Source organism: Pseudacidovorax sp. RU35E (genome assembly GCF_900156165.1).
Taxonomy (GTDB): Bacteria; Pseudomonadota; Gammaproteobacteria; order Burkholderiales; family Burkholderiaceae_C; genus Xenophilus.
Genome location: NZ_FTMY01000002.1, coordinates 523,858 through 547,355 on the forward strand (window position 1 = coordinate 523,858; position 23,498 = coordinate 547,355).

Sequence of the window (23,498 nt, forward strand, 5' to 3'; positions counted from 1 at the left end):
GCACCCCCGGTGTAGACTGCGCGGTTTTTCGATCCGGCAACCCCCATGGCGCTCACCACCGTGCGCACGGGCCTGACCGGTGCGGCGCTTGTGCGACTGCTGGCCGGCCTTGCCGGTCCGCGGGCGCAGGTCCGGGATTCCAGAGACGCCTTCGCCGACCGCCTGAGCCAATGGCTCGGATGGACGGACGCCATCTCGCTGTCAGCGGCCCTCGAACGGCCGCTGCCGGCCCCGAGCGCTGCCGGCGCCCCTTCCACCACCGACGATCCCTGGCCGCAGGAGCAGGCCGAGGTGGAGCGCGTGCGCGCGGTGCTGGCCCATGGTCATGCCAAGGAGGCCGCCGCCGCCGGTCGGTCCACCTTCGAGCAGGGCATCGGCTTCTCGCCCTACCGGCAACGCTACCTGGCGCGCCAGCAGGCGATGGAGATGGCCATCGGCCTGCTGCGCGAGCGGCTGCGCGCCGTGGTGGCGGCCCGCTCGCCCGAGCTGGCGCGGCTGGCCGCGGTGGATGCCGTGATGGCCCAGACCCTGGGCCCGCACGAGGACCGGCTCATGGCCGGCGTGGCGCCGATGCTCGAAAAGCACTTTCGCCGCCTCGCCGAGGCGCATGGGCCCGAGGACGAAAGCTGGCAGGAACCCTTCCGCCAGGACCTGCATACCGTGCTGATGGCCGAGCTGGAACTGCGCCTGCAGCCCGCGCTGGCCCTGCTCGAAGCCCTCCGGCCGCCGGGCGCCCCTGCGCCCGCCGTGGCCACACCAGGAAACAAGGACGCATGAAGAGACTGTTTGCCAAGGCCCTGCTCTGGGCCGTGTTCGCGGCCGGACTGGCCGCCGTGCTGTGGGTCGGCGCCGGCTACCTGGGCCGCCAGCCGCTCGCGCTGGCGGTGATGGTGCTGATCGGGGTGTTCTACCTCGTGGGCGGCGTGGAGCTGTTGCGCTTCGACCGCGCCACCCGCACGCTGGCGGCGGCGCTCGCTGGCATGGGCGGCGCCCCGGGCGACGCCCGTCACACCTGGCTGGCCCCGGTCGAACCCGCGCTGCAGGGCGCCGTGCGCCAGCGCATCGAGGGCGGCCGCGTCGCCTTGCCCGGCCCGGCACTCGCGCCCTACATCACCGGCTTGCTGGTGCTGCTAGGCATGCTGGGCACCTTCATGGGCATGGTCGTCACGCTGGACGGCACGGGCGCTGCACTGACAGGCGCCACCGAGCTGCAGGGCATCCGCGATGCGCTATCGGCCCCGGTGCGCGGCCTGGGCCTGGCCTTCGGCACCTCGGTGGCCGGCGTGGCCGCCTCGGCAGCGCTGGGGCTCGTGTCCGCGCTGGCCCGCCGCGAGCGGGTTCAGGTCGGCCAGCAGCTGGACGCCGCCATCGCCGGCCCGCTGCGCGCCTTCTCGGCCACGCACCACCGCGAGGCCTCGCTCAAGCTGATGGAGCAGCAGGCCGGCCTGCTGCCCACCCTGGTCGAGCGGCTGCAGGCCAGCATGGAGGCGCTGGAGCGCCAGCAGCAGGCCCTGAACGAGCGGCTCACCGCCGACCAGACCCGCTTCCACACCCAGGCCGAGTCGGCCTATGCCGCGCTGGCCGCCTCGGTCGAGCGCAGCCTGAAAGAGAGCGTGGCCGAGGGCGCCCGCCTGAGCGGCGCCGCCATTCAGCCCGCCATCGAGGCCACGCTGGCCGGCCTGGCCCAGGAGAGCGGCCGCCTGCAGACCGCCATGGCCGAGCAGGTGCGCCGCCAGCTCGACGGCGTGGCCGAACGTTTCGGCCAAGCCACCACCGAGGTCGCCGGCCTGTGGCGCAGCGCCCTGGCCGAACAGCAGGCCGCGCAGGCCGCGGGCAGCCGCGCCTTCGACGAGGCACTGGCCCGCTTCACCGGCCATGCCCAGCAGCGCGATGCGGCGCTGGACGAGGCCCTGACCCGCTTCACCCAGCACACGCAGCAGCACAGCCTGGCGCTGGCCGACGACCTGGCGGTCCGGCTGGACCGCCAGTCCGAGACCCTGGGCCAGCGCTGGGCGGAGGTCCTGTCCCAGCAGGCCGCCGGTGCCGAGCAGATGGCCGCTCGCCACGAGGCCGCACTGCAGCGCGCTGCCGAAGGCTTCGCCGGCCAGGCTGTCGCCCTGCGCGAAGGGGTCGAAGCAGCCCACGCCGAACTGCAGACCCGCCTAGCCGCACAGGACGACACCCGCCTGGCGGCCTGGACCGGCGCGCTGCGCAGCCTGGCCGACGACCTGCGTCAGCAATGGGAGCAGGCTGGCGCCCGAGCCACGGGCGAATGGCAATCCGTCGGCGAGACCCTGTCGCGCAGCGTACGCGCCATCACCGCGGGCGCCGAAGCCCAGGCCCAGCGTGTGCTGGCCGACCTGGACCGCCGCGCCGCCGCCGACGACAGCCGTCTGGCCGACTGGCGCGGGCACCTGGAGACCCTGGCTGCCAATCTGCGCGAGCAATGGCAGCAGACAAGCAGCGCCGCCGCCGACCAGTGGCTACAGGCCGGCCGCGCCGCCTCCGCCGAGCTGGAGCGCGCCAGTGGCCAGATCGCCGTCCAGCTCGAACGCGCCAGCACCGGCGCCGCCGAGGCCCTGGCCCTGGCCAGCAGCCAGGCCGCGGGTCAGCTGCAGCAGGCCACCGGCCAAGTCGCCGAAGGCCTGCAGCGCGCCACCGGCGAGGCCGTGGGCCAATGGCAGCAGGTGGGCGAACAGCTGCGCCAGGCCGCCATCGACATCGGCAGCACCGCCCAGGCCCAGGCCGAGCGAACGCTGGCGCAGATCGAGCAGCGCGCCGCGCAGGAGGCCGAGCGCCAGGCCGCCTGGACCGCCGCGCTGGAAGCCACCGTCGCCACCCTGCGCACGCAGTGGGAGGCGGCCGGCGAGCAGGCCACCGGCCAGTTGCGCGAGGCCGGTGCCGCCCTGGCCCGCACCGCCACCGACATGAGCACGCAGATGGAGGCGCAGGCCCGGCGCACCCTGTCCGAGATCGGCCAGCTGGTGCAGGCCGCCGCCGAGGCACCGCGCGCTGCAGCCGAAGTGATGGGCGAACTGCGCGAGCGCATCAGCGACAGCATGGCCCGCGACCAGGCCACGCTGGAGGAACGCGAGCGCCTGATGCAGACCCTCGGCACGCTGCTGGAGGCGCTCAACCGCCAGGCCACCGAGCAGCGCGGCGCCATCGACGCGCTGGTGGACACCACCGCCGGCCTGATGGAACGCGCCAGCGGCCAGTTCGGCGACACCCTGCAGGCGCAAGTCGAGCGCTTCGGCCAGGCGCTGGACGCCCAGGCCGCGCGCCTGGACGAGGCCGGCACGCAGCTGGGCGCCAGCGCGGTCGAAGTGGCCAGCCTGGGCGAGGCCTTCGGCGGCGCCGTGCAGCTCTTCGGCCAGGCCAACGGCGAGCTGCTGACGCAACTCAAGGGCATCGAGACGGCGCTGACCAAGTCCCTGGCGCGCAGCGACGAGCAGCTGGACTACTACGTGGCCCAGGCGCGCGAAGTGATCGAGCTGAGCATCGGCGCGCAGAAACAGATCATCGACGACCTGCAGCACCTGGCCGCCCAGCGCGGGGTGGAGGCGGCGGCGTGATGGGCGCAGCACACGAGCGGCGCGGGAACTCCTTCCCCCTCTTGGGGAAGGCAGGGATGGGGGCCAGCACGGCGCAGGCGCTCTTTTCGGCTGTGCGGGCCCCCACCCCAACCCTCCCCCAGGGGGGGAGGGAGCCAAGCCCATTCGACGGAGCCGCCACATGGCAGCCCTGAACGACGACGTCGTCGACGGCGGCGCCGAGCCTTCGGTGCCCGTCTGGGCCGTCTTCGGCGACCTCATGGCCGGCGTGCTGGGCGCCTTCGCGCTGATCCTGGTGGCGGCGCTGGGCATGCAGATGGAACTGGCCGACCGCCTCAAGGCCGAGGTGCAGCAGCGCGAGCAGGCCGCCCGCCGGCTGCAGACGCTGGAGCAGGCTCTGGCCGGCCCGCTGGCCGCCGGCCGCGTCACGCTGGCCGATGGGCGCATCGGCATCAGCGGCAGCGTGCTGTTCGCCTTTGCCTCCGACGAGCTGCAGCCCGAAGGCCGCCAGCTGCTCAAGACCCTGGCCGGCCCGCTGGGCCGCTACCTGCGCGAGCGCGGCGAGATCCTGATGGTCAGTGGCTTCACCGACGACCGGCAGGTGCGTGGCGACAGCCGCCGTTTCGCCGACAACTGGGAGCTGTCGGCCCAGCGCGCGCTGACCGTGACCCGCGCGCTGATCGAGGAAGGCGTGCCGGCCGACGCCGTGTTCGCCGCGGCCTTCGGTTCGCAGCAGGCCGTGGCCTCCAATGCCGATGCGGATGGCCGCGCCCGCAACCGCCGGGTCGAGATGGCGCCCATGCCGCGCCCCGCCCGCACCGAGGCCGGCAAGGCATCGGTGCGGCCCTGATCGGGACGGCCGCGATGAACGACGTGCAGCCCGACGAGACCCCGACGATGCCGCCGCAGACGCCGCAGACGCCGCAGACGCCGCAGACGCCGCAGACGCCGCAGACGCCGCTTGCGGCACTGCAGGCGCGGCTGGCCGCCTTGCGCGAGGCCGAGGCCCACCGGGTCGATCCCGCCGCCTTCCTCGCGCTGGAGGCGCTGGCCCGCCGCACAGCAGGACAGCCGGAGCGCATCCGGCAATTGCTCCTGGCCCGTCTGGACGCGGCGTTGGCGCGCTATGAGGCGCGCCTGGCATCGTGGCCCGACCAGGCTGCCGCCGAACGCGCGGGACAACCGAAGCCCAGCCCGTCGACAGCAGCCCGACCCCTCGTCGGCCGGACACCGCCGCTCGCAGCCGCTGCGCGTGCCCCGGTGCCCGGGACCCCACGTGGCGCCCTCGGCCTGCTGGCCGATGGCCTGGCGCAGCGTGGCCGCGCTGTGCCCGAGGACGGCCCGCCGCTGCTGGCGACGGCCGAGGGGCAGTCGCGTCCGCCGGAGCTCAAGGCGCTGCGGCGCTTTCGCGGCACCTGGTCGCGCCTGTCGGCGCAGCAGCGTCTGCGCGAGGCCACCGCGCAGGTGCCCGCGCAGGCGGGGCCGCTCAATTCCCATCATCTGGTCCATCGGGCGCTGGCGCTGATGCAGCAGCTGTCGCCCGGCTACCTGGAGCACTTCGTCGGCCACGTGGATGCGCTGCTGTCCATCGAGCAGCTGCAGTCGCCGCCGCCTCCGCCGCCGGTCAAGGGCGAGCTGCGATCTGCGGCAACGCGGCGCAAGACGACGCGTGCCCGATGAGTGCGGGCCAGGCCGAAGACAGGCGGCGTGCGGGGCGCAACGCCCGTTGCATCGCTAAGGCTGCGTTCACAGTTCTGCCCAATGCTGCGGCCCGTTCCGTCGGTGGCCTGCTCCACGGGCATGCCGCCGTCCCGACCGAAGCACATCGCAGATGAACGCATATCTCCCCGTCGACGGCGGCGCCATGGGCGCTGCAGTGCGGGCCCATGACTGGGCCGCCACGCCACTCGGTCCCGCCGACCAATGGCCCGGCGCATTGCGCAACGCCCTCGGCCTGATGCTCAATTCGCCCGAGAGCATGTACCTGGTCTGGGGCGATGCGCTGACCTTCTTCTTCAACGACGCCTACCGGCCGATCCTGGGACCGCGGCTGGAAGGCGCGCTGGGCCAGCCGCTGCCCGTGCTCTGGTCCGATGCCTGGGAGGCGGTGCGCGGGCCCATGGAGGAGGCGCTGGCCGGTCGAGCCAGCCGCTTCGTCGATGTGCCCATCACCATGGCCCGCCATGGGCGCGAAGAGCAGACCTGGTGGTCGTATTCGTACTCGCCGATCTACGACGGCGACGTCGTGCGGGGGGTGTTCTGCTTCACCGTCGAGACCACACAGCGGGTGCACGCCCAGCAGCAACTGGCCGCCGAGGCCGAGCAGCAGCGCCGCATCCTGGATGAGTTGCCGGGCTTCGTCTGGACAGCCAACCGGGAGGGCCTGGTGCACTACGTCAGCCCTCGCTGGATGGCCTTCAGCGGCCAGCCGCGCGAGCAGTTCCTGGGCGAAGGCTGGAGCAACTTCGTGCATCCGGACGACCTGCCGGCGCTGTCGGAAGCCTGGGAGCGCGCGGTGAAGGCGCGCATGCCCTATGAGGCGGAGTTCCGCATGCGTGGCTCGCGCGAGGGCTACCGCTGGTGGCTGTCCCGCGCGCACCCGGTGGCAGGCGAGGCGGACGGCGACATGGCCTGGGTGGGCATCTGCACCGAGATGGACGCCATCATCGACGCGCGGGAGATGCTCAGCCGATCGCGCGACGCCCTGCAGGACGCCGTGAGCGAGCGCACCCGCGAACTGGAAGCCGCCGAGGAGGCGCTGCACCAGGCCCGCAAGATGGAGGCCATCGGACAGCTCACCGGCGGCCTGGCGCACGACTTCAACAACATGCTCGCGGCCGTGTCCGGCGCGCTGGAATTGATGGAGATCCGCGTTCGGCAGAACCAGCCGGAGCACCTGCCGCGGTACATCCACACCGCGCAGGACGCCACGCGCCGCGCCGCCGCCCTCACGCACCGGCTGCTGGCCTTCTCGCGCCGGCAGACGCTGGCGCCGCGGCCCACGCTGGTGGACGAGCTGGTGGCCGGCATGGTCGAGCTCATCCAGCGCACCGTCGGCCCGCAGGTGCACATCGTCACCCATGCCGAGCCGGCCCCCTGGCCGGCGCTGGTCGATCCGTCTCAACTGGAGAACGCGCTGCTCAACCTGTGCATCAACGCCCGCGACGCCATGCCCGACGGCGGGCAGGTGCTGATCGAGACGCTCAATGTCCACATGGCCGGCGCCGCCGCCCGCGCCCACGACCTGCCCGAGGGCGACTACCTGCTGCTGCGCGTGACCGACAACGGCGTGGGCATGCCGGCGAACGTGCTGGGCAAGGCCTTCGATCCCTTCTTCACCACCAAGCCGCTGGGGCAGGGCACGGGGCTGGGGCTGTCGATGATCTACGGCTTCGCGCGCCAGTCCGGCGGGCAGGTGCGCATCGCGTCCGAGGTGGGGCAGGGCACGGTGGTGTCGATCCACCTGCCACGCGCCGTGGAGGGCGCGGTGCCCGTGGCGGCGGCCGGAACGCAGGCCGTGCCCGACCTGGCCGCGCAGGCCGACTGGCCCGTGCTGGTGGTGGAAGACGAAGAAGCCGTGCGCCAGATCGTCGCCGAGACGCTGCGCGACCTGGGCTGCCGCGTGCTGGAGGCCGCCGACTCGCTGGCCGGCATGGCGATGCTGCGCGATTCGCCCGAGGTGCGCCTGTTGATCACCGACGTGGGCCTGCCCGGCGGCATGAACGGCCGGCAACTGGCTGACGCGGCGCGCAGCCTGCGGCCCGCGCTGCCGGTGCTCTTCATCACCGGCTATGCCGAGAACACGCTGCTCAAGGACGGCCAGTTGGAGCCGGGCATGGCGGTGCTGACCAAGCCTTTCTCGGTGCACCAGCTCACCAGCGAGCTGCGGCGCCTGCAGCAGGCATGGCCCGTCACACCGGCACCGAACCCCGCGGCATGAGGAAGTCGCGCGAGAGCTGACCCGGCCGCGTCACGCCCAGCATGGCCAGGTTGCGGTCGACCTCGGCCGACAGCAGCTGGATCGCATGGGCCACGCCCGCCTCGCCCGCCACCGCCGCCGCGAAGTTGAAGGGCCGGCCCACCCACACGAAGCGCGCGCCCAGCGCCAGGGCCTTGAGCACGTCGCTGCCGCGACGGATGCCGCCGTCCATCATCACGGCCATGTCGCCGGCGACGTCCATCACGGCCGGCAGCGTGCGCAGGGCCGAGACGGCGCCATCGAGCTGCCGCCCTCCATGATTGGAGAGCACGATGCCGTCGGCCCCATGCTGGCGTGCCAGCGCCGCGTCCTGCGGCGAGACCAGACCCTTGACCACCAGCGGCCCGCGCCAGCGGCGGCGGATGCGGGCAATGTGCGACCAGTCGAAGTGGTCGCGCTTGGAGAAGTCGCGCTCCACGTTGCGCGAGATGACCGGCGCGCCCCGCTCGGCGAAGGAGTTCTCGAAGTGCGGCATGCCGTCGGCCAGCGTGCGCAGCAGCGTGCCCAGCGTCCAGCGCGGGTGGCTCAGGCCGTCCCAGGCCAGGCGCAGGCTGGGACGCAGCGGGGTGGAGAAGCCGGCGCGGATGTTGTTCTCGCGGTTGCCGGCCACGGGCACGTCGGCGGTGATCACCAGCGTCTCGAAGCCGGCGCGCTCCACGCGATCGAGCAGGGCGTCGATGCGCTCGGGCTGGCCCGGCAGATAGGCCTGGAACCAGCTGCCGGGGCCGGCGGCGATGACCTTCTCCATGGGCGTGAGGGAGCTGCCGCTCAGCACGTAGGGAATGCCGGCGCGTGCGGCGGCGCGCGCCATGACCTCGTCGCCGCGGTAGGCCGAGAGTGCGGTGATGCCCATCGGCGCGATGCCAAACGGCGCGCTGTGGCGCCGGCCGAAGAGCTCCGTGCCCAGGTCGCGCTGCGACACGTTGGCCAGCACGCGCGGCACGAAGCCCCAGTCGGCGAAGGCGCGGCGGTTGTCGTCCAGGCTGCTGTTGGTCTCGGCCGCACCGGCGACGTAGCCGTAGATCGCGCGCGGCAGGCGGCGCTCGGCCAGCCGCTGGAAGTCGTCGAGGGCCAGCATCTCGGCCAGCGGGCCGCGCGAGGCGCCGCCGCTGAAGGCGCGCCACGGGTCGTGGGCCGGTGCCGGGGCGGTGGCGGGCGGTGGGGCGAGGCCGGCGTCGGCGGTGGGTGGCGAGGGCTGGGTCATGGGCAGAGGTTGAAGCTGGCGGCTTGCGCCGGATCGGCGCGCGGGCGATGAGGCTGGACTTTAGGCAGTCCTACGCGTGAGTGAAAGCGAATAATCCGGCGCAGTCCATTCCACTGAAATCGAACAAGTGACGCTCAAGCAACTGGAAGCCTTCTACTGGGCCGCAGCCTGCGCCAGCTTTGCGCTGGCGGCTGAGCGACTGCATCTGAGCGTGTCGTCGCTCTCCAAGCGGCTGGCGGAACTGGAATCGGCCCTGGGCGCGCCGCTGTTCGACCGCGCGGGCCATCGCGCCCGGCTCACCGAGGCCGGCCAGCGCCTGTTGCCGCTGGCGGCCGACCTGCTGCAGCGCGCCGAGCAGGCACGGATGGCCGTGGGGCCCGGCGCAGCGCTGGGCGGCACTGCGCACCTGGGCACGGGCGAACTCGCGTCCATGACCTGGCTGGCGCGCGCCGTGGCCTGGCTGCGGGCGCGGCATCCGGCGCTGGAACTGCGCATCGAGGTGGACATCGGCGCGAACCTGGCCCGGCGCGTCGAGCAGGCCGAGCTGGACGGCGCCGTGATCTCGGGTGCCGCCTCGCGGCCGGCGCTGAGCGCGGTGCCCATCGGGCAGGCGGCCTTCGTCTGGTGCGCCTCGGCCGCGCTGGCGGCAGGCATCGAGCGGCTGGATGCCGCGGTCTGGTCGCGCCACACGCTGGTCGGACTGCCGCGCGGCTCCGGCGTCACGCAGCTGCAGGACGGCTGGATGGCCCGTGCCGATGCCCGGCCGCGATCGGTGCTGAGTTGCAGCCAATGGGGCGCAGTCGCCAGCCTGCTGGCCGCGGGGCAGGGCATCGGCATGCTGCCGCGCGGGCTGGCCGACGGACTGGTGCAGCGCGGCGTGCTCTGCCGCCTGGCCGCCGCGGAGCCGCTGGCCACGCTGGACTACGGCTTCCACTTCCGTCACGACGATCCGCGGCCCCTGGTGGCGGCGCTGCGGCAGGCCTGTCTGGAGACGGCGGATTTCGACGTGCCCGGGCCCTTCTTCTGAGGCTCTCAGCCGCTCAGGGGCAGAACAGCTCGGCCAGCAGGTCGATCATGCGGCCGGCCCTGGGGTCGTCGAGGCGGTAGTACACCGTCTGGCCCTCGCGCCGGCTGGCGACCAGGCCGTCCTCGCGCAGGCGGGCCAGGTGCTGCGACAGCGCCGACTGGCCCAGGCCCACCTCCGCCTGCAGCGCGCCCACCGACAGCTCGCCGTGCTTGCCCAGCAGGCACAGCACCAGCAGGCGGGATTCATTGCCCAGCGCACGCAGGAAGGCGGCGGCCTGCTGGGCGCCTTCCTGGAGCAGGGCGTGCTCGGGGTTGATGTGGGTCATGGATGGTGCGAACGCTGCAGGGCCGGGCGACTAAATATTAGAACTCACTAATATGATCGATCTTGCGCAGGGTCGAGTGTCACGGCTTCGTGGCCGGCCCTGCCGAGCAGGAATCCGCCATGACCGACTACCGACAGATCACCCACGACATCTCCGCGCAACTCGTGCCCTTGCGGCAGACCGTGCCCGGCGTGATGAAGGGCTTTGCCGACATGGGCAAGGCCGCCATGGCCGAGGGCGCGCTCAGTGCCAAGACCAAGGAGCTGATCGCGCTGGCCGCGGGCGTCGCGGCCCACTGCGAGGGCTGCATCGGCTTTCACACCAAGGCGCTGGCCCGGCTGGGCGCGACCGAGGCCGAGGTGCACGAGGCGCTGGGCGTGGCCATCTACATGGGCGGCGGGCCGTCCGCGATGTACGCCGCCAGTGCCGTGGACGCCTTCCGCCAGTTCTCCACGGCCTCCGCCTGAGCCGCCCCAAGCCTTCTTCCTTCCCACTCGTCAAGGAGCATTCATGACCCCCAATGTCGGAACCCTGGACCGCGTACTGCGGATCGTGGCAGGCCTCGTGCTCATCGGCCTGGCACTGGCCGGTGTGATCGGGGCCCGGGGCTGGATCGGCCTGGTGCCGCTGGCCACGGGGCTGCTGCGCTTCTGCCCGGCCTACACGCTGCTGGGCCTGCGCACCTGTCCGGCCAATTCGTCGCGCTGAGGGCAGCCGGCGCGCGTTCGGCGCGCTGACGCCGGCGCGTCCGGCCCGGCCGGGGCCGCTTCCTAGAATGGTCCGTTGCCCTCATCCAGGAGACGTTCCATGACAGAAGACAGCATCGAATTCAGCTCGCGCGACGGCATCCGCATCCAGGCCTGGCGCTGGTCCCCCGAGGGCGCGCCGCGCGGCATCGTCCAGGTCCAGCATGGGCTGGGCGAGCACGGCGGGCGCTACCGCCGCTTCGGCGAGGCGCTGGCTGCCGCGGGCTACTTGGTCTATGCGCCCGACGGCCGCGGATCGGGCCGCACGGCGCAGGGCCGTTATGGCCATTGGGGCCGCGACGGCTGGCCGGGCTGGGTGGACGACCTGCTGCAACTCAACCACCGCATCCGCCAGGACCATCCCGGCCTGCCGCTCGCGCTCATCGGCCACAGCATGGGCTCCTTCGCCACGCAGCAGTTCCTGCTCGACCATTCGCGGGACGTGGAGGCGGCGGTGCTGCTGGGCTCGACCGAGGTCTCCGGCATCGTGGCGATGATGACCGCGCCAGGCCCGGTGGACCTGAGTTCGCTCAACCAGGGCTTCGAGCACCGCACCGGCTTCGAGTGGCTGAGCCGCGATGCGGCCGAGGTGGACCGCTACTGCGCCGACCCCGCCTGCGGCTTCGTGCCGGAGCCCTTCACGGGCATCGAGACGCTGGCCCGCGCGGCCGATCCCGCCGTGCTCGCCGGCATCCGGCCGGACCTGCCGATCCTCATCCTCTCGGGCGACGCCGACCCTATCGCCGGTGGCGGTGCGGCGCTGCAACTGGTGGCGCAGCGTTATCGGGATGCCGGCGTCAAGGATGTGGAACTGACGCTGTACCCGCAGGCCCGGCACGAGTTGCTGAACGAGACGAACCGCGACGAGGTGACGGCGCGGATCGTGGGCTTCCTGGATCGCACGATCGGGAGCTGAGCCGAGGTCGGCCGCGTCGTCGCCCAAGCCGTTTCGGAGGGGATGCTTGCCCAGCGCCCTGAAGATGCGCGCTCACTTGGCGCGATGGCCCTTTTGCCGGCCCTGGGGTCAGGCCGCGTTCGCCAACAGGGTTTGGATGGCCGCTTCGGTGCTGGCGATGGCCGCCCTCGCGGCATCGGGACCGAACACCGTGCCTTCGACGCGGACCACCTCGACATCGGTCAGGCCGATGAAGCCGAGCAGGTGCATCAGATAGGGCGTTTGAAAGTCGTACGGCGCCCAGACACCTTCCGAGAACACGCCGCCAGCCGCGGCCACGAGATGGACCTTCTTGCCGGTCAGCAGTCCCTTGGGACCGGCGTCGCCATAGCCGAAGGTCACGCCGGGCCAGGTGATGTGATCGAACCACGCCTTGAGCGGGGAGGGCAGACCGAAATTGATCATGCCCGAGCCGAGCACGATCACGTCGGCAGCCTTCAACTCGTCGATGAAGGCCTGGGCGAGTTTCACCGCCTCGGCCTGGTCTGGGGTGCGTTGCTCCGGTGCCGTGACCCGGCCCTGGATGTAGGCCGGCGTGATGTGCGGCGGCGGATTCGCCGCCAGGTCGCGCGCGGTCAATGCGCCGCCCAAGCGGGCCTGGAGGCCTTCGGCGATTTCGGTGGCGAAGCGGGCGGACAGGCTTTCAGCTCCGCGCGGGCTGGAGGTGACAAGCAGGACATGGCTCATGGCGGCTCCTAGGTACTCAAACAGAACCGAGTAATTCGAACAACCTGAATTACCAGTTCGTACGAAGGATGCTATGGTTCTTGCCATCTCCCCACAAGAAGGCACACGCATGTCACCGGGTCACCGCAAGCTTCCTGCAACCACCCCTGCGCCCGACACGGGCGGCTGTGTTGCCACCCGCGAAATCCTGGATCGCATCGGTGACAAGTGGAGCCTCTACATCGTCGCCCTGCTGGCCGATGGATCGCGGCGCTTCAACGAATTGAAGCGGGGCATCGACGGCATCTCGCAGCGGATGCTCACGCTGACCCTGCGTGGGCTGGAGCGGGATGGACTGGTGACGCGGACGATGTATCCGACGATTCCTCCCCGCGTCGATTACGAACTCACCGACCTGGGAAGAACGCTGCTGACGCCGGTCATGGCGCTGGTCACCTGGGCGGACCAGAATCAGGCCGCCATCGCCGAGGCCCACAAGCGTTTCGACGAGGCGCCAGAGCCGGACCATGTGCTGGTTCAGGGCGTGGTCTACCAGCGTAGATAGGCAAGCCCTGGACCGTCAGGGCTCGTCTGATCCGGCGACAACCCAGGACCGCGCGGATCGCCGGCCGGATCCGGCCGACGCAGCCCAGCTCAGGCCGATTCGTCCTGCAACTCGCTCACCGGCACGCAGCTGCAGAACAGGTTGCGGTCGCCATAGACGTTGTCCACCCGCCCGACCGGCGGCCAGTACTTGGCCTGCTTGAGCGTGGTCAGCGGAAAGGCCGCCACCTCTCGGGAGTAGGGATGCGCCCAGTCGGTGGCCGCCAGCGTGGCCGCCGTGTGCGGCGCGTTCTTCAGCGGGTTGTCCTCGCGCGGCCACACGCCTTCCTCGATGCGGCGGATCTCGCCGCGGATGGCGATCATCGCGTCGATGAAGCGGTCCAGTTCGGCCAGCGGCTCGCTCTCGGTGGGCTCCACCATCAGCGTGTTGGCCACCGGGAAGCTCAGCGTCGGCGCATGGAAGCCGTAGTCGATCAGGCGCTTGGCCACGTCCTCGGCCATCACGCCGCTGCTCTCCTTCAGGCCGCGCAGGTCCAGGATGCATTCGTGGGCCACGTGGCCGTTGGCGCTGGCGTAGAGCGTGGGGTAGTGGTCGGCGAGGCGTGCGCTGATGTAGTTGGCGTTGAGGATGGCCGTCTCGGTGGCATGCTTCAGGCCCTCGGCGCCCATCATGCGGACGTACATCCAGCTGATCGGCAGCACGGCCGCGTTGCCGAAGGGCGCGGCAGACACCGCGCCGACCGTGGCCGGCTTGCCGCCCGTCGCATGGCCGGGCAGGAAGGGCACGAGGTCTTCCACCACGCACACCGGGCCCACGCCTGGGCCGCCGCCGCCGTGGGGGATGCAGAAGGTCTTGTGCAGGTTCAGGTGGCTCACGTCGCCGCCGAACTCCCCGGGCGCCGCTACACCCACGAGCGCGTTCATGTTGGCGCCGTCCACATACACGCGGCCGCCGTGGGCATGCACGATCTCGCACAGCTCCTTCACCCGAGTCTCGAACACGCCATGCGTGCTGGGGTAGGTGATCATGATGCAGGCCAGCTTGTCGCCATGCTTCTCGCAGGCACGCTTCAGATCGTCGATGTCGACGTTACCGTTGGCGTCGCAGGCCGTCACCACCACCTGCATGCCCACCATCTGCGCGCTGGCCGGGTTGGTGCCATGCGCGGACGAGGGGATCAGGCACACGTTGCGGTGGCTGTCGCCCCGGCTCTCGTGCCAGGCCTTGATGGCCAGCAGGCCGGCGTACTCGCCCTGGCTGCCGGCATTGGGCTGCAGGCTGATGCCGGCATAGCCGGTGGCCTGGCACAGCCACTCGCGCAGTTGCGCGTCCAGCTCGGCATAGCCGGCCAGTTGTCCTGCAGGCGCGAAGGGGTGCACGTCGGCGAACTCGGGCCAGGTGATCGGGATCATCTCGCTGGTCGCGTTGAGTTTCATGGTGCAACTGCCCAGCGGAATCATGCTGCGGTCCAGCGCCAGGTCCTTGTCGGACAGGCTGCGGATGTAGCGCAGCATGGCCGTCTCGCTGTGGTGCGTGTTGAAGACCGGATGCGTCAGAAAGGCGCTGCTGCGTTGCAGTTGCTCGGGGATCAGCGAGGGGATGTTCGCCTCGAAGTCCTCCACGCGCGGCAGCGCCTGACCATCGGCGGTGAAGGCTTGCCAGATCAGCGCCAGGTCGGCGCGGGTCGTGGTCTCGTCCAGGGCGATGCAGAGGTATTCGCCAAAGTAGACGCGCAGGTTGAGGCCCAGCGACAGCGCCTTCGCCAGGATGGCCTGGGTCTGGTCCTGGGTGTGCAGCGACAGCGTGTCGAAGCTGGGCACCTCGCGCAGCGGCGCCCCCAGCTGCTTCAGGCCTGCAGCCAGGATGGCGGTGTAGGCGGCCACGCGGCGCGCGATGCGCGTCAACCCGGCCGGGCCGTGGTAGACGGCGTACATGCTGGCCACGACGGCCGGCAGTACCTGCGCCGTGCAGATGTTCGACGTGGCCTTCTCGCGGCGGATGTGCTGCTCGCGCGTCTGCAGCGCCAGGCGGTAGGCGGGCGCGCCGTGGCTGTCCACGCTCACGCCCACCAGGCGGCCGGGCAGCGAGCGCTTGAACTCGTCGCGGCAGGCCATGAAGGCGGCATGCGGGCCGCCAGCGCCCATGGGCATGCCGAAGCGCTGCGTGCTGCCGACCACGATGTCGGCGCCCCATTCGCCGGGCGGGGCAATGAGCGTCAGGGCCAGCAGGTCGGTGGCGACGATGAGCGCGGCCTGCTTGCCGTGGATCAGTTCGGCATCGGCGCGCAGGTCGTCGATGCGGCCGCTGGTGGCGGGGTACTGGGCCAGCACGGCGAAGTAGTCGCCGGCCAGCAGGTCGTTCCATTCCTGCAGCGAATTGGCCAGCACCACCTCGATGCCCAGCGGCTCGGCGCGGGTCTGGATCACCTCGATGGTCTGCGGGTGCGCGTCGCCGGCGACGACGAAGCGGTTGCTCTTGTTCTTGACGCTGCGCTTGGCCAGGGTCATGGCCTCGGCGGCGGCGGTGGCCTCGTCCAGCATCGAGGCGTTGGCGATGGCCATGCCCGTGAGGTCCGTCACCATGGTCTGGAAGTTGACCAGCGCCTCCATGCGGCCCTGGCTGATCTCGGCCTGGTAGGGCGTGTAGGCGGTGTACCAGGCGGGGTTCTCCAGCACGTTGCGCAGGATGACGCCCGGCGTGTGCGTGCCGTGGTAGCCCTGGCCGATGAAGCTCTTCACGCGCTGGTTCTTCGAGGCGATGGTCTTCAGCTCGGCCAGCGCCTCGGCCTCGGTCACGGCCGGCGGCAGCTGCATCGGATGGCTGCAGCGGATCGAGGGCGGCACGATGCTGTCGATGAGCTGCGCGCGCGAGCTTTCTCCCACGGTGGCCAGCATGCGCGCCTCGGCTTCGGCGTCGGGGCCGATGTGGCGGGCGATGAATTCGGTGGGGTTCTCGAGGTCGCGCAGGGACGGGGCGGAAGAGCTCATGGCAGCGGGCCGGCAGGGTGAAGGGAAGAAGAAGCGGGGAGCTCTCGCGAAACGGGAGCTGGGGCCTGAGGGCAATGGAAGCGAGGCGGTGAAGGGCAGGCCGTGGCCCTCACCCCAACCCTCTCCCCCGAGGGAGTGGGAGGCATGCTGGCGCGTCGGTGCGGACGCGCCAGCGCAGGGCTCAGGCGCCTTCGGTGAACTTGGCGTAGCCCGGTTCGTCCATCAGCTGGTCGAACTCGGCCATGTCCTTGTCCTGCAGAAGCACCTTGAAGAACCAGCCGGTGCCCATCGGGTCGCTGTTGGCCAGCGACGGGTCGGCGCGCAGGGCTTCGTTCACTTCGACGACTTCGCCGGTGACGGGCATGTAGATGTCGGCCGCGGCCTTGACGGACTCGACCACGCCGGCCACTTCGCCCTGCTTGAAGGTCTTGCCGACTTCGGGCAGGTCGACGAAGACCACGTCACCCAGCGCTTCCTGCGCATGCACGGTGATGCCGACGGTGGCGGCTTCGTGGTCGGCGATCTCGATCCACTCGTGGTCCTTGGAGTAGTGAATGGTCATGCGGGGCTCCTGAAAGAAGAAGAGGGGGATTGAAGGAAAAGGTCGAGCGACGAGTATCAGCGCAGGGCGGGGCGGCCGCGTGTACGCTCGGGGCGCAGGCGCGTCGGCATTTGTCTGACGGGGCGGGTGCGATGCGGCATGGCTCGAAGCGGGCGGGAACGGCCGTGCGGCGTGGTTCAGCCGCGGTAGTAGCGCGCCGGTACGAAGGGCATGGGCACCACCTCCATCGGCACCGGCTTGCCGCGCACCAGCGCGTCGATGCGGGTGCCGACGGCGGCGTGGGCCGCATCGACGTAGCCCATGGCGATGGGCTTGTCCACGGTGGGCGCGAGCAGGCCGCTGGTCACCTCGCCGATGGCCGCGCCGCCCGGTACATGCAGCGCGGTGTGCTCGCGCACCGGCACCCGCTCCAGGGCCATCAGGCCGACGCGGCGGCGTGTGGCCGGCGCGCTGCCGTCCAGCTGGGCCAGCACCTTGTCCGCCCCCGGAAAGCCGCCTGCACGCTCGCCGCCGGTGCGGCGCACCTTCTGGATCGCCCAGGTGAGCCCGGCCTCGACCGGCGTGGTGGTGGTGTCGATGTCGTTGCCGTAAAGGCACAGGCCCGCCTCCAGCCGCAGCGAGTTGCGCGCGCCCAGGCCGATGGGCGCCACCTCGGGCTGGGCCAGCAGCAGGCGGGCCAGGCGCTCGGCGTCGGCGGCGGCCACGGAGATCTCGAAGCCGTCCTCGCCGGTGTAGCCGCTGCGGGTGGCGAAGGCTGGAATGCCGCCGATGGCCATGGTGCCGCCGGTCATGAACACGTGGCGCTCGCTGCCGGGCGCCAGGCGCGCCATCACGGCCGCCGCCTGCGGGCCCTGGAGCGCAAGCAGCGCGTGGTCGGGAAGGGGCTGCACCGTGCAGCGCTGGCCGATGCGGGCCTGGATGTGGGCGATGTCGGCCGCCTTGCAGGCGCCGTTGACGATCACGAAGAAGGAGTCGCCGCCTTCGTTGAAGAACATCAGGTCGTCGAGGATGCCTCCCGCCTCGTCCAGCAGCAGGCCGTAGCGCTGCTTTCCGGGGGCCAGGCCGATCACGTCCTCCGGCATCAGCGTCTCCAGCGCCGCGGCGGCCCCGGGGCCCGAGACGCGCAGCTGGCCCATGTGGGAGATGTCGAAGAGCCCGGCGGCCGTGCGGGTGTGGCGGTGCTCTGCGATCAGGCCGGCGGGGTACTGCACGGGCATCGAATAGCCGGCAAAGGGCACCATGCGGGCGCCCAGTTCGACGTGCAGGCGGTGCAGCGGGGTGTGGAGAAGGGGGGCAGCGGAAGAAGGGGCAGCAGCGGACATGGGCATCTCACGGGGTGTACAGCGCCACGACGGCTGTCGTGGTCCACCCCGGCTGTCCGCTTTACCTGAGAGATTCACCCCGCGATGGGGGCTTGCTCCTTCGGTGGACGCGCGACCTGGGCCGCGACGCCTCTCTCCAGCAGGGAAACGCCCCGAACCCGGGACGTGCCGCCAGTCCTTTTGCCTGAGCGTTCGGAACTCTTTGGAGTCCTGCGCCTTCGGCGGCCCCGTCGCGCGGGGCTCTCTCCTGACGAAGGGCGCAGTGTAGTGGAAGAAAGCCGCTCAGCGGCCGTACACCAGATCGCGCAGGCCCAGCGAGATGGCCGGCACATAGGTGATGACCATCAGGCAGGCGAGCACCACGAGGATGAACGGGATCAGCCGCGTGACGATCTTGTCCAGCGAGATGCGCGCCACTGTGCAGGCGGCGAACAGGTTGACGCCGAAGGGCGGGGTGATCATGCCGAGCGCCAGGTTGACCACCATGATCAGCCCGAAATGCACCGGGTCGATGCCGAAGTGCTGGGCTACGGGCGCGAGGATCGGTGCCAGCACGATGATGGCCGCGCTGGTCTCGATGAACATGCCGATGACGAACAGGGCGGCATTGACGCCCAGCAGGAACATCGTGGGCGACTGCAGCACGGCTTCGAGCCAGTGGCCGATGGCCTCGGGCACGCCAGCGCGGGTGATCAGAAAGGCGAACAGCCCGGCGTTGGCGATGATGAACATGATCACCGCCGACGACAGCACCGACTTGCGCAGGATGGCGTAGAGGTCCGCAGGGCGGATCTCGCGGTAGATGACGAGGCCCACCACCAGGGCGTAGAACACGGCGACCGCCGATGCCTCGGTGGGTGTGAACACGCCGCCGTAGATGCCGCCCAGGATGATGACCGGCATCAGCAGTGCCCAGCCGGCCTGCAGCAGCGCGCGGCCGAAGGGCATGCGTCCGTCGCCATCGTTCTTGCCCCAGCCTTTCCACTTGCAGTACGCCCAGACGAACAGCATCAGCGCGCCGCTGATGAGAAGCCCCGGGCCGAAGCCGGCGATGAACAGCTCGCCGATCGAGACCTCGGCGCTCACGCCATACAGGATCAGCGGGATGGACGGCGGGATGATCACGCCCAGCTCGGCGCTCGTCGCCTGCAGCGCGGCGGCGTAGTTGGTCGGATAGCCGTGCTTGATGAGCGCCGGGATCAGGATGGCGCCGATGGCGAAGGTGGTGGCCACCGACGAGCCGGACACCGCCGCGAAGATCATGCAGGTCAGCACGCAGGTCATTGGCAGGCCGCCCTGCACGCCGCCCACGATGCTCTTGGCGAACTCGACCAGCCGGCGCGAGATGCCACCCGTCTCCATCAGGTTGCCGGCCAGAATGAAGAAGGGAATGGCCGCCAGCGGAAACTTGTTGATCGCGTTGAACATCTCCTTGGCGGAGATCAGCATGTTGGCCCCGTTGACCTGGATGCCGACGATGGACGCCAGGCCGATGGACACCGCCACCGACACCGACAGCGCAAAACACAGCACCATCGTGCCGACCATGATGGGCGTCATTGCGCGGTCTCCAGTTCTAGCCGCTTGGGATCGAGGTAATTGCCCACGATGCCGAAGATGGAGAAGACCGCCCCCACGGGCAAGGCCAGGTAGGCCCACACCATCGACAGGCTTTCGAGCCCCGCCATGGACTGCACACGGCCGCGCATCGCGTAGTCGAAGCCCCACCACAGGATGACGCTGATCAGGGCCAGCGCCGCGAGGCTGACCACCGCATCGAGCAGCCGCCGCATCGAAGGCCCGCTCCAGCGGTAGAGCACGTCCACGCTCACCATCGCCCCCTGGCGGAAGGCCATCGGAATGCCCAGGAACACCATCCAGATCAGGCTGATGCGGATCAGGATCTCGCTCCATTCCGCCGGCTGCTCCAGCACGAAGCGGGTGACGATCTGGAACATGCCGAGCGACGCGGCCACCACCAGCATCAGGCAGGCCAGTGCCATGGACAGCGCGGTGGTCCGGCGTTCGAAGGCCAGGAACTTGTCTTTCATCTCACAGGCGTTTCTTGGGAATGAAAAAGCCCGCCGGCGGGGGCGGGCCGAAAGCGCAGGCGTGGTGCCTGGGCGCGGTCAGGGCTGGTAGTTGCGGATGCGGTCGAGGTTGGCCTTGCCGAAGTCCTTTTCGAACTGAGCCTGGGCCGGTGCGAGCGCCGCCACGAACTTCGCCTTGTCGACGTTGTCGATCACCGTCATGCCCTTGGCCCGCAGGTCGGCCACGCCCCGGGCGTCGTCCTCGTCCACGCGGGCGCGGTTGGCCTTGGCGGCCTCCTTGGCGGCGTCCAGGAAGGCCTGCTGGTCGGCCGGTGCAAGCTTGTCGAACACGCCCTTGTTCATCACGAAGATGCAGGGCGAGTAGACATGGCCCGTGAGCGACAGGTGCTTCTGCACCTGGTCGAACTTGGCCGAGATGATCACGGGCAGCGGATTTTCCTGGCCGTCCACCGTGCCCTGCTGCAGGGCGGTGAAGACCTCGGGGAAGGCCATTGGCGTGGTGATGATGCCGAAGGTCTTGTACGCGGCGATATGGACCGGGTTCTCCATCGTGCGCATCTTCAGGCCCTTGAGGTCCTCGGGGGCCTTCACGTCGCGCTTGCTGTTCGTCATGTGGCGGAAGCCGTTCTCGGCCCAGGCCAACGCCTTGAAGCCCTTGGCGTCGAACTTCTTCAGCAGGTCCTGCCCGATGGGGCCGTCGAGCACGGCGCGCGCATGGGCCTTGTCGCGGAACAGGAAGGGCACGTCCAGGATCTTGGTCTCGGGCACGAAGTTGGGCACCGGACCGGTGGACGAGAAGGCCAGCTCCTGCGTGCCCAGTTGCACCGCCTCGATGGATTCGCGTTCGCCGCCCAAGGCACCGTTGTAGAAGGTCTGGACCTTGTAGCGCCCATTGGTGCGCTTCTCGACCTCCTTGGCGAAGGTGTCGATGGCCACGCCCTGGTGCGAGTTCTGCGCGACCGAGATGCTGATCTTCATGGTGGTCTGCGCCAGCGCGGCGCAAGCCATGCCAAGGCCCAGGACGAGGCCGGCGGCCAGACGGGTGAGTTTCATGGGGGAGTCTCCTGATTCGCTGCGGCAAGGTGGCTGGATTGCCCAGCACCTGTAGAGGTGCGGACTATGCCTGCGCCCCCTGTTCACCGCGTCGGGACTTTCACGGACGCAGCCCAGGTCGGCATGCAGCAACAGCTGCGGAACGGGCAGCAAAAAGGCGCCCGAAGGCGCCTTCTCGTGCCGTGGCCTGCAGCCTGCCGCCGACGTCACATCCCCGTGTAGTTCGGCCCGCCGCCGCCCTCGGGCGTGACCCACACGATGTTCTGCGTCGGGTCCTTGATGTCGCAGGTCTTGCAGTGCACGCAGTTCTGCGCGTTGATCTGCAGCCGCTCCTTGCCGCCGCCCGCCGCCTCGTCGGGCACGAACTCGTACACGCCTGCCGGGCAGTAGCGGCTTTCGGGGCCGGCGTACTCGGGCAGGTTGATGCGCGTGGGCACCGTCGGGTCCTTCAGCGTCAGGTGCGCCGGCTGGTTCTCTTCGTGGTTGGTGTTGCTGATGAACACCGAGCTCAGGCGGTCGAAGGTGAGCTTGCCGTCGGGCTTGGGGTAGACGATCTTCTTGCACTCGGCCGCCGGCTTCAGGCGCGCATGGTCGGCCTCGGTGCGGTGGATGGTCCAGGGGATGTGGCCGCGCAGCACGAACTGCTCGATGCCCGTCATCACCGTGCCCACCGTCAGGCCCTTCTTGAACCACTGCTTGAAGTTGCGCGCCTTGTACAGCTCGGTGTGCAGCCAGCTCTTCTCGAAGGCCTCGGGGTAGGCGGCCAGTTCGTCGAACTGGCGGCCGGCCTGCACCGCCTCGAAGGCGGCGTCGGCGGCCAGCATGCCGGTCTTGATGGCGGCATGGCTGCCCTTGATGCGGCTGGCATTCAGGTAGCCGGCCTCGCAGCCGATCAGGGCGCCGCCCGGGAACACCGTCTTCGGCAGCGACAGCAGGCCGCCGGCCGTGATGGCGCGCGCGCCGTACGAGATGCGCTTGGCGGGCTTGAGGCCCTGATCCTGGCCTTCAAGGTACCAGCGGATGTTCGGATGCGTCTTGAAGCGCTGGAACTCCTCGAAGGGGCTCATGTGCGGGTTCTGGTAGTCCAGGCCCACCACGTAGCCGATGATCAGCTGGTTGTTCTCGGCGTGGTAGACGAATGAGCCGCCGTAGGTGTCATTGGGCAGCGGCCAGCCGGCGGTGTGGATCGCCAGGCCGGGCTCGTGGCGGGCGGGGTCGATCTCCCACAGTTCCTTGATGCCGATGCCGTAGCTCTGCGGGTCGCGGCCGTCGTCGAGCTTGAAGCGGTTGATCAGCTGCCGGCCCAGGTGGCCGCGCGCGCCTTCGGCGAACAGCGTGTACTTGGCATGCAGCTCCATGCCGAGCTGGAAGTTCTCGGTCGGCTCGCCATCCTTGCCGATGCCGAGGTTGCCGGTGGCCACGCCCTTGACCGAGCCGTCGTCGTTGTAGAGCACCTCGGCGGCCGGGAAGCCGGGGAAGATCTCCACGCCCAGCTCTTCGGCCTGCGCGGCGAGCCAGCGCACCACGTTGCCGAGGCTGACGATGTAGTTGCCCTCGTTGTGGAAGTTGGGCGGCAGCATGAAGTTGGGCACGCGGGTGGCGCCCGTCTCACTCATGAGCAGGAAGGTGTCGGCCGTGACCGGCTGGTTCAGCGGCGCGCCCTTGGCCTGCCAGTCGGGGATCAGCTCGGTGAGGGCGCGCGGGTCCATGATGGCGCCCGACAGGATGTGCGCGCCGGGCTCCGAGCCCTTCTCCAGCACGACGACCGAGATCTCCTTGTCGTTGAGCGCGGCGAGCTGCTTGAGGCGGATGGCGGCCGAGAGGCCGGCGGGGCCGCCGCCGACGACCACGACGTCGTACTCCATGGCTTCGCGCGGGCCGAACTGGGCGAGGATCTCTTCTTGTGTCATCGGGTGGGTCGGAGATGGGGGTTCGAAGGGGCGGGCCCCGGGTGGGTGACGCCTGTGAAGCACTGCGCATTCTAGAGGTCAGCCTCTGGTCACATGGGTGACTCCGTCCCCGGGCGACACCGCTCTCGCAGGCCTCGCTTCAGCACCTACGATGCATCGCCATGCGCATCGAGATTCCCGATCACAAGACGCTGGTGTACGAGATGACCCTCCCCATCCGCTGGGGCGACATGGACGCCATGGGCCATCTCAACAACGGCACCTACTTCCGCTACATGGAGACGGCCCGCATCGACTGGATGCGGTCCATCGGTTTCCAGCCCGACCCGAAGGGCGAGGGCATGGTGATCGTCAATGCCTTCTGCAACTTCTACCGCCAGATCGAGTACCCCGGCGACGTGCTGCTGCGCATGTATGTCAGCGACCCGGCGCGCACCACCTTTGAAAGCTGGGCCACCATGGCCCGTGCCGAGGCACCGGAGGTGGTCTGCGCTGCCGGTGGCGCCACCACCATCTGGGTGGACTTTCCGGCGCAGAAGGCCAAGCCGCTGCCCGAGTGGCTGCGCGCCCTGGTCGCTGACTAGTCGGTCGC

General features: G+C 70.3%; 21 protein-coding genes and 2 riboswitches. Of the genes, 11 read left to right on the top strand and 10 right to left on the bottom strand.

Annotated features, from left to right (window positions below; translation table 11 throughout):
- The first annotated feature begins 45 nt into the window (after positions 1-45).
- From BXA03_RS05290 to BXA03_RS05310, 5 genes are all read left to right on the top strand, one after another.
- Positions 46-777: a DUF3348 family protein gene (locus tag BXA03_RS05290; protein ID WP_076504636.1), complete on the top strand. Its 732-nt coding sequence runs from the start codon at positions 46-48 to the stop codon at positions 775-777.
- Complete coding sequence (locus BXA03_RS05295; protein WP_076504639.1) at positions 774-3,575, top strand: DUF802 domain-containing protein; 2,802 nt, start codon at positions 774-776, stop codon at positions 3,573-3,575. The genes BXA03_RS05290 and BXA03_RS05295 overlap by 4 nt, the downstream gene beginning before the upstream one ends.
- A 160-nt stretch (positions 3,576-3,735) precedes the next feature.
- Complete coding sequence (locus tag BXA03_RS05300) at positions 3,736-4,404, top strand: OmpA family protein (protein ID WP_369822395.1); 669 nt, start codon at positions 3,736-3,738, stop codon at positions 4,402-4,404.
- Positions 4,405-4,418: 14 nt separating this feature from the next.
- Positions 4,419-5,234 carry a DUF2894 domain-containing protein gene (locus BXA03_RS05305; RefSeq protein WP_083715887.1) on the top strand — a complete coding sequence of 272 codons (816 nt, stop codon included), beginning with the start codon at positions 4,419-4,421 and terminating at the stop codon, positions 5,232-5,234.
- Between the two features lie 151 nt (positions 5,235-5,385).
- The gene (locus BXA03_RS05310; RefSeq protein WP_076504641.1) at positions 5,386-7,494 is read left to right on the top strand and encodes an ATP-binding protein; all 2,109 of its coding nucleotides are present in this window, start codon (positions 5,386-5,388) and stop codon (positions 7,492-7,494) included.
- On the opposite strand, the gene BXA03_RS05315 is transcribed toward BXA03_RS05310, so the two are convergent.
- Positions 7,466-8,611: an alpha-hydroxy acid oxidase gene (locus BXA03_RS05315; RefSeq protein WP_076504883.1), complete on the bottom strand. Its 1,146-nt coding sequence runs from the start codon at positions 8,609-8,611 to the stop codon at positions 7,466-7,468. The two genes, BXA03_RS05310 and BXA03_RS05315, sit on opposite strands and share 29 nt — an antisense overlap.
- A 253-nt stretch (positions 8,612-8,864) precedes the next feature.
- Here BXA03_RS05315 and BXA03_RS05320 point away from each other — a divergent pair, with 253 nt between their 5' ends.
- Positions 8,865-9,764: a LysR family transcriptional regulator gene (locus tag BXA03_RS05320; RefSeq protein WP_076504643.1), complete on the top strand. Its 900-nt coding sequence runs from the start codon at positions 8,865-8,867 to the stop codon at positions 9,762-9,764.
- A gap of 13 nt (positions 9,765-9,777) precedes the next feature.
- Here BXA03_RS05320 and BXA03_RS05325 read toward each other — a convergent pair whose 3' ends face one another.
- A complete protein-coding gene (locus BXA03_RS05325) occupies positions 9,778-10,089 on the bottom strand; it encodes an ArsR/SmtB family transcription factor (protein WP_076504645.1) in 312 nt (103 codons plus the stop codon).
- 119 nt (positions 10,090-10,208) lie between these two features.
- Between BXA03_RS05325 and BXA03_RS05330 the strand changes: the two genes are divergently transcribed.
- The 3 genes from BXA03_RS05330 to BXA03_RS05340 all read left to right on the top strand — a co-directional run bounded on the left by BXA03_RS05330 (position 10,209) and on the right by BXA03_RS05340 (position 11,751).
- Positions 10,209-10,556: a carboxymuconolactone decarboxylase family protein gene (locus BXA03_RS05330; protein ID WP_076504648.1), complete on the top strand. Its 348-nt coding sequence runs from the start codon at positions 10,209-10,211 to the stop codon at positions 10,554-10,556.
- Positions 10,557-10,599: 43 nt separating this feature from the next.
- A complete protein-coding gene (locus BXA03_RS05335; RefSeq protein ID WP_076504651.1) occupies positions 10,600-10,797 on the top strand; it encodes a YgaP family membrane protein in 198 nt (65 codons plus the stop codon).
- A gap of 99 nt (positions 10,798-10,896) precedes the next feature.
- Entirely contained in the window at positions 10,897-11,751 is an 855-nt protein-coding gene (locus BXA03_RS05340) for an alpha/beta hydrolase (RefSeq protein ID WP_076504654.1), read from the top strand.
- A gap of 108 nt (positions 11,752-11,859) precedes the next feature.
- Here BXA03_RS05340 and BXA03_RS05345 read toward each other — a convergent pair whose 3' ends face one another.
- Positions 11,860-12,477: an FMN-dependent NADH-azoreductase gene (locus BXA03_RS05345; RefSeq protein ID WP_076504657.1), complete on the bottom strand. Its 618-nt coding sequence runs from the start codon at positions 12,475-12,477 to the stop codon at positions 11,860-11,862.
- A 109-nt stretch (positions 12,478-12,586) separates the two neighbouring features.
- Between BXA03_RS05345 and BXA03_RS05350 the strand changes: the two genes are divergently transcribed.
- Positions 12,587-13,021 carry a winged helix-turn-helix transcriptional regulator gene (locus BXA03_RS05350; protein ID WP_076504659.1) on the top strand — a complete coding sequence of 145 codons (435 nt, stop codon included), beginning with the start codon at positions 12,587-12,589 and terminating at the stop codon, positions 13,019-13,021.
- 89 nt (positions 13,022-13,110) lie between these two features.
- Here the strand turns inward: BXA03_RS05350 and gcvP are convergent, their stop codons facing one another.
- The 7 genes from gcvP to BXA03_RS05385 form a co-directional block, all read right to left on the bottom strand.
- Positions 13,111-16,008 (bottom strand): aminomethyl-transferring glycine dehydrogenase, encoded by a 2,898-nt coding sequence (gene gcvP / locus BXA03_RS05355; protein WP_076504661.1) that lies wholly within the window; start codon positions 16,006-16,008, stop codon positions 13,111-13,113.
- 181 nt (positions 16,009-16,189) lie between these two features.
- Positions 16,190-16,570, bottom strand: a complete 381-nt coding sequence (gene gcvH / locus BXA03_RS05360; RefSeq protein WP_076504663.1) for a glycine cleavage system protein GcvH — start codon at positions 16,568-16,570, stop codon at positions 16,190-16,192.
- 176 nt (positions 16,571-16,746) lie between these two features.
- Positions 16,747-17,892, bottom strand: coding sequence for a glycine cleavage system aminomethyltransferase GcvT (gene gcvT, locus BXA03_RS05365; protein ID WP_076504886.1), 1,146 nt, complete (start codon positions 17,890-17,892; stop codon positions 16,747-16,749).
- 42 nt (positions 17,893-17,934) lie between these two features.
- Positions 17,935-18,042: riboswitch (glycine riboswitch) on the bottom strand.
- Positions 18,043-18,054: 12 nt separating this feature from the next.
- Positions 18,055-18,152: riboswitch (glycine riboswitch) on the bottom strand.
- A gap of 22 nt (positions 18,153-18,174) precedes the next feature.
- Positions 18,175-19,452: a TRAP transporter large permease gene (locus BXA03_RS05370; protein WP_076504665.1), complete on the bottom strand. Its 1,278-nt coding sequence runs from the start codon at positions 19,450-19,452 to the stop codon at positions 18,175-18,177.
- Positions 19,449-19,943 (bottom strand): TRAP transporter small permease, encoded by a 495-nt coding sequence (locus BXA03_RS05375; protein ID WP_076504667.1) that lies wholly within the window; start codon positions 19,941-19,943, stop codon positions 19,449-19,451. Before BXA03_RS05375 ends, BXA03_RS05370 begins: the two co-directional genes overlap by 4 nt.
- Before the next feature lie 78 nt (positions 19,944-20,021).
- Positions 20,022-20,996 (bottom strand): TRAP transporter substrate-binding protein, encoded by a 975-nt coding sequence (locus BXA03_RS05380; protein WP_076504669.1) that lies wholly within the window; start codon positions 20,994-20,996, stop codon positions 20,022-20,024.
- Positions 20,997-21,202: 206 nt separating this feature from the next.
- Positions 21,203-22,906, bottom strand: a complete 1,704-nt coding sequence (locus tag BXA03_RS05385; RefSeq protein WP_076504671.1) for an electron transfer flavoprotein-ubiquinone oxidoreductase — start codon at positions 22,904-22,906, stop codon at positions 21,203-21,205.
- A gap of 161 nt (positions 22,907-23,067) precedes the next feature.
- On the opposite strand from BXA03_RS05385, the gene BXA03_RS05390 reads away from it, so the two are divergent.
- Positions 23,068-23,490, top strand: a complete 423-nt coding sequence (locus BXA03_RS05390) for an acyl-CoA thioesterase (RefSeq protein ID WP_076504673.1) — start codon at positions 23,068-23,070, stop codon at positions 23,488-23,490.
- The last annotated feature ends 8 nt before the right edge of the window (positions 23,491-23,498 follow it).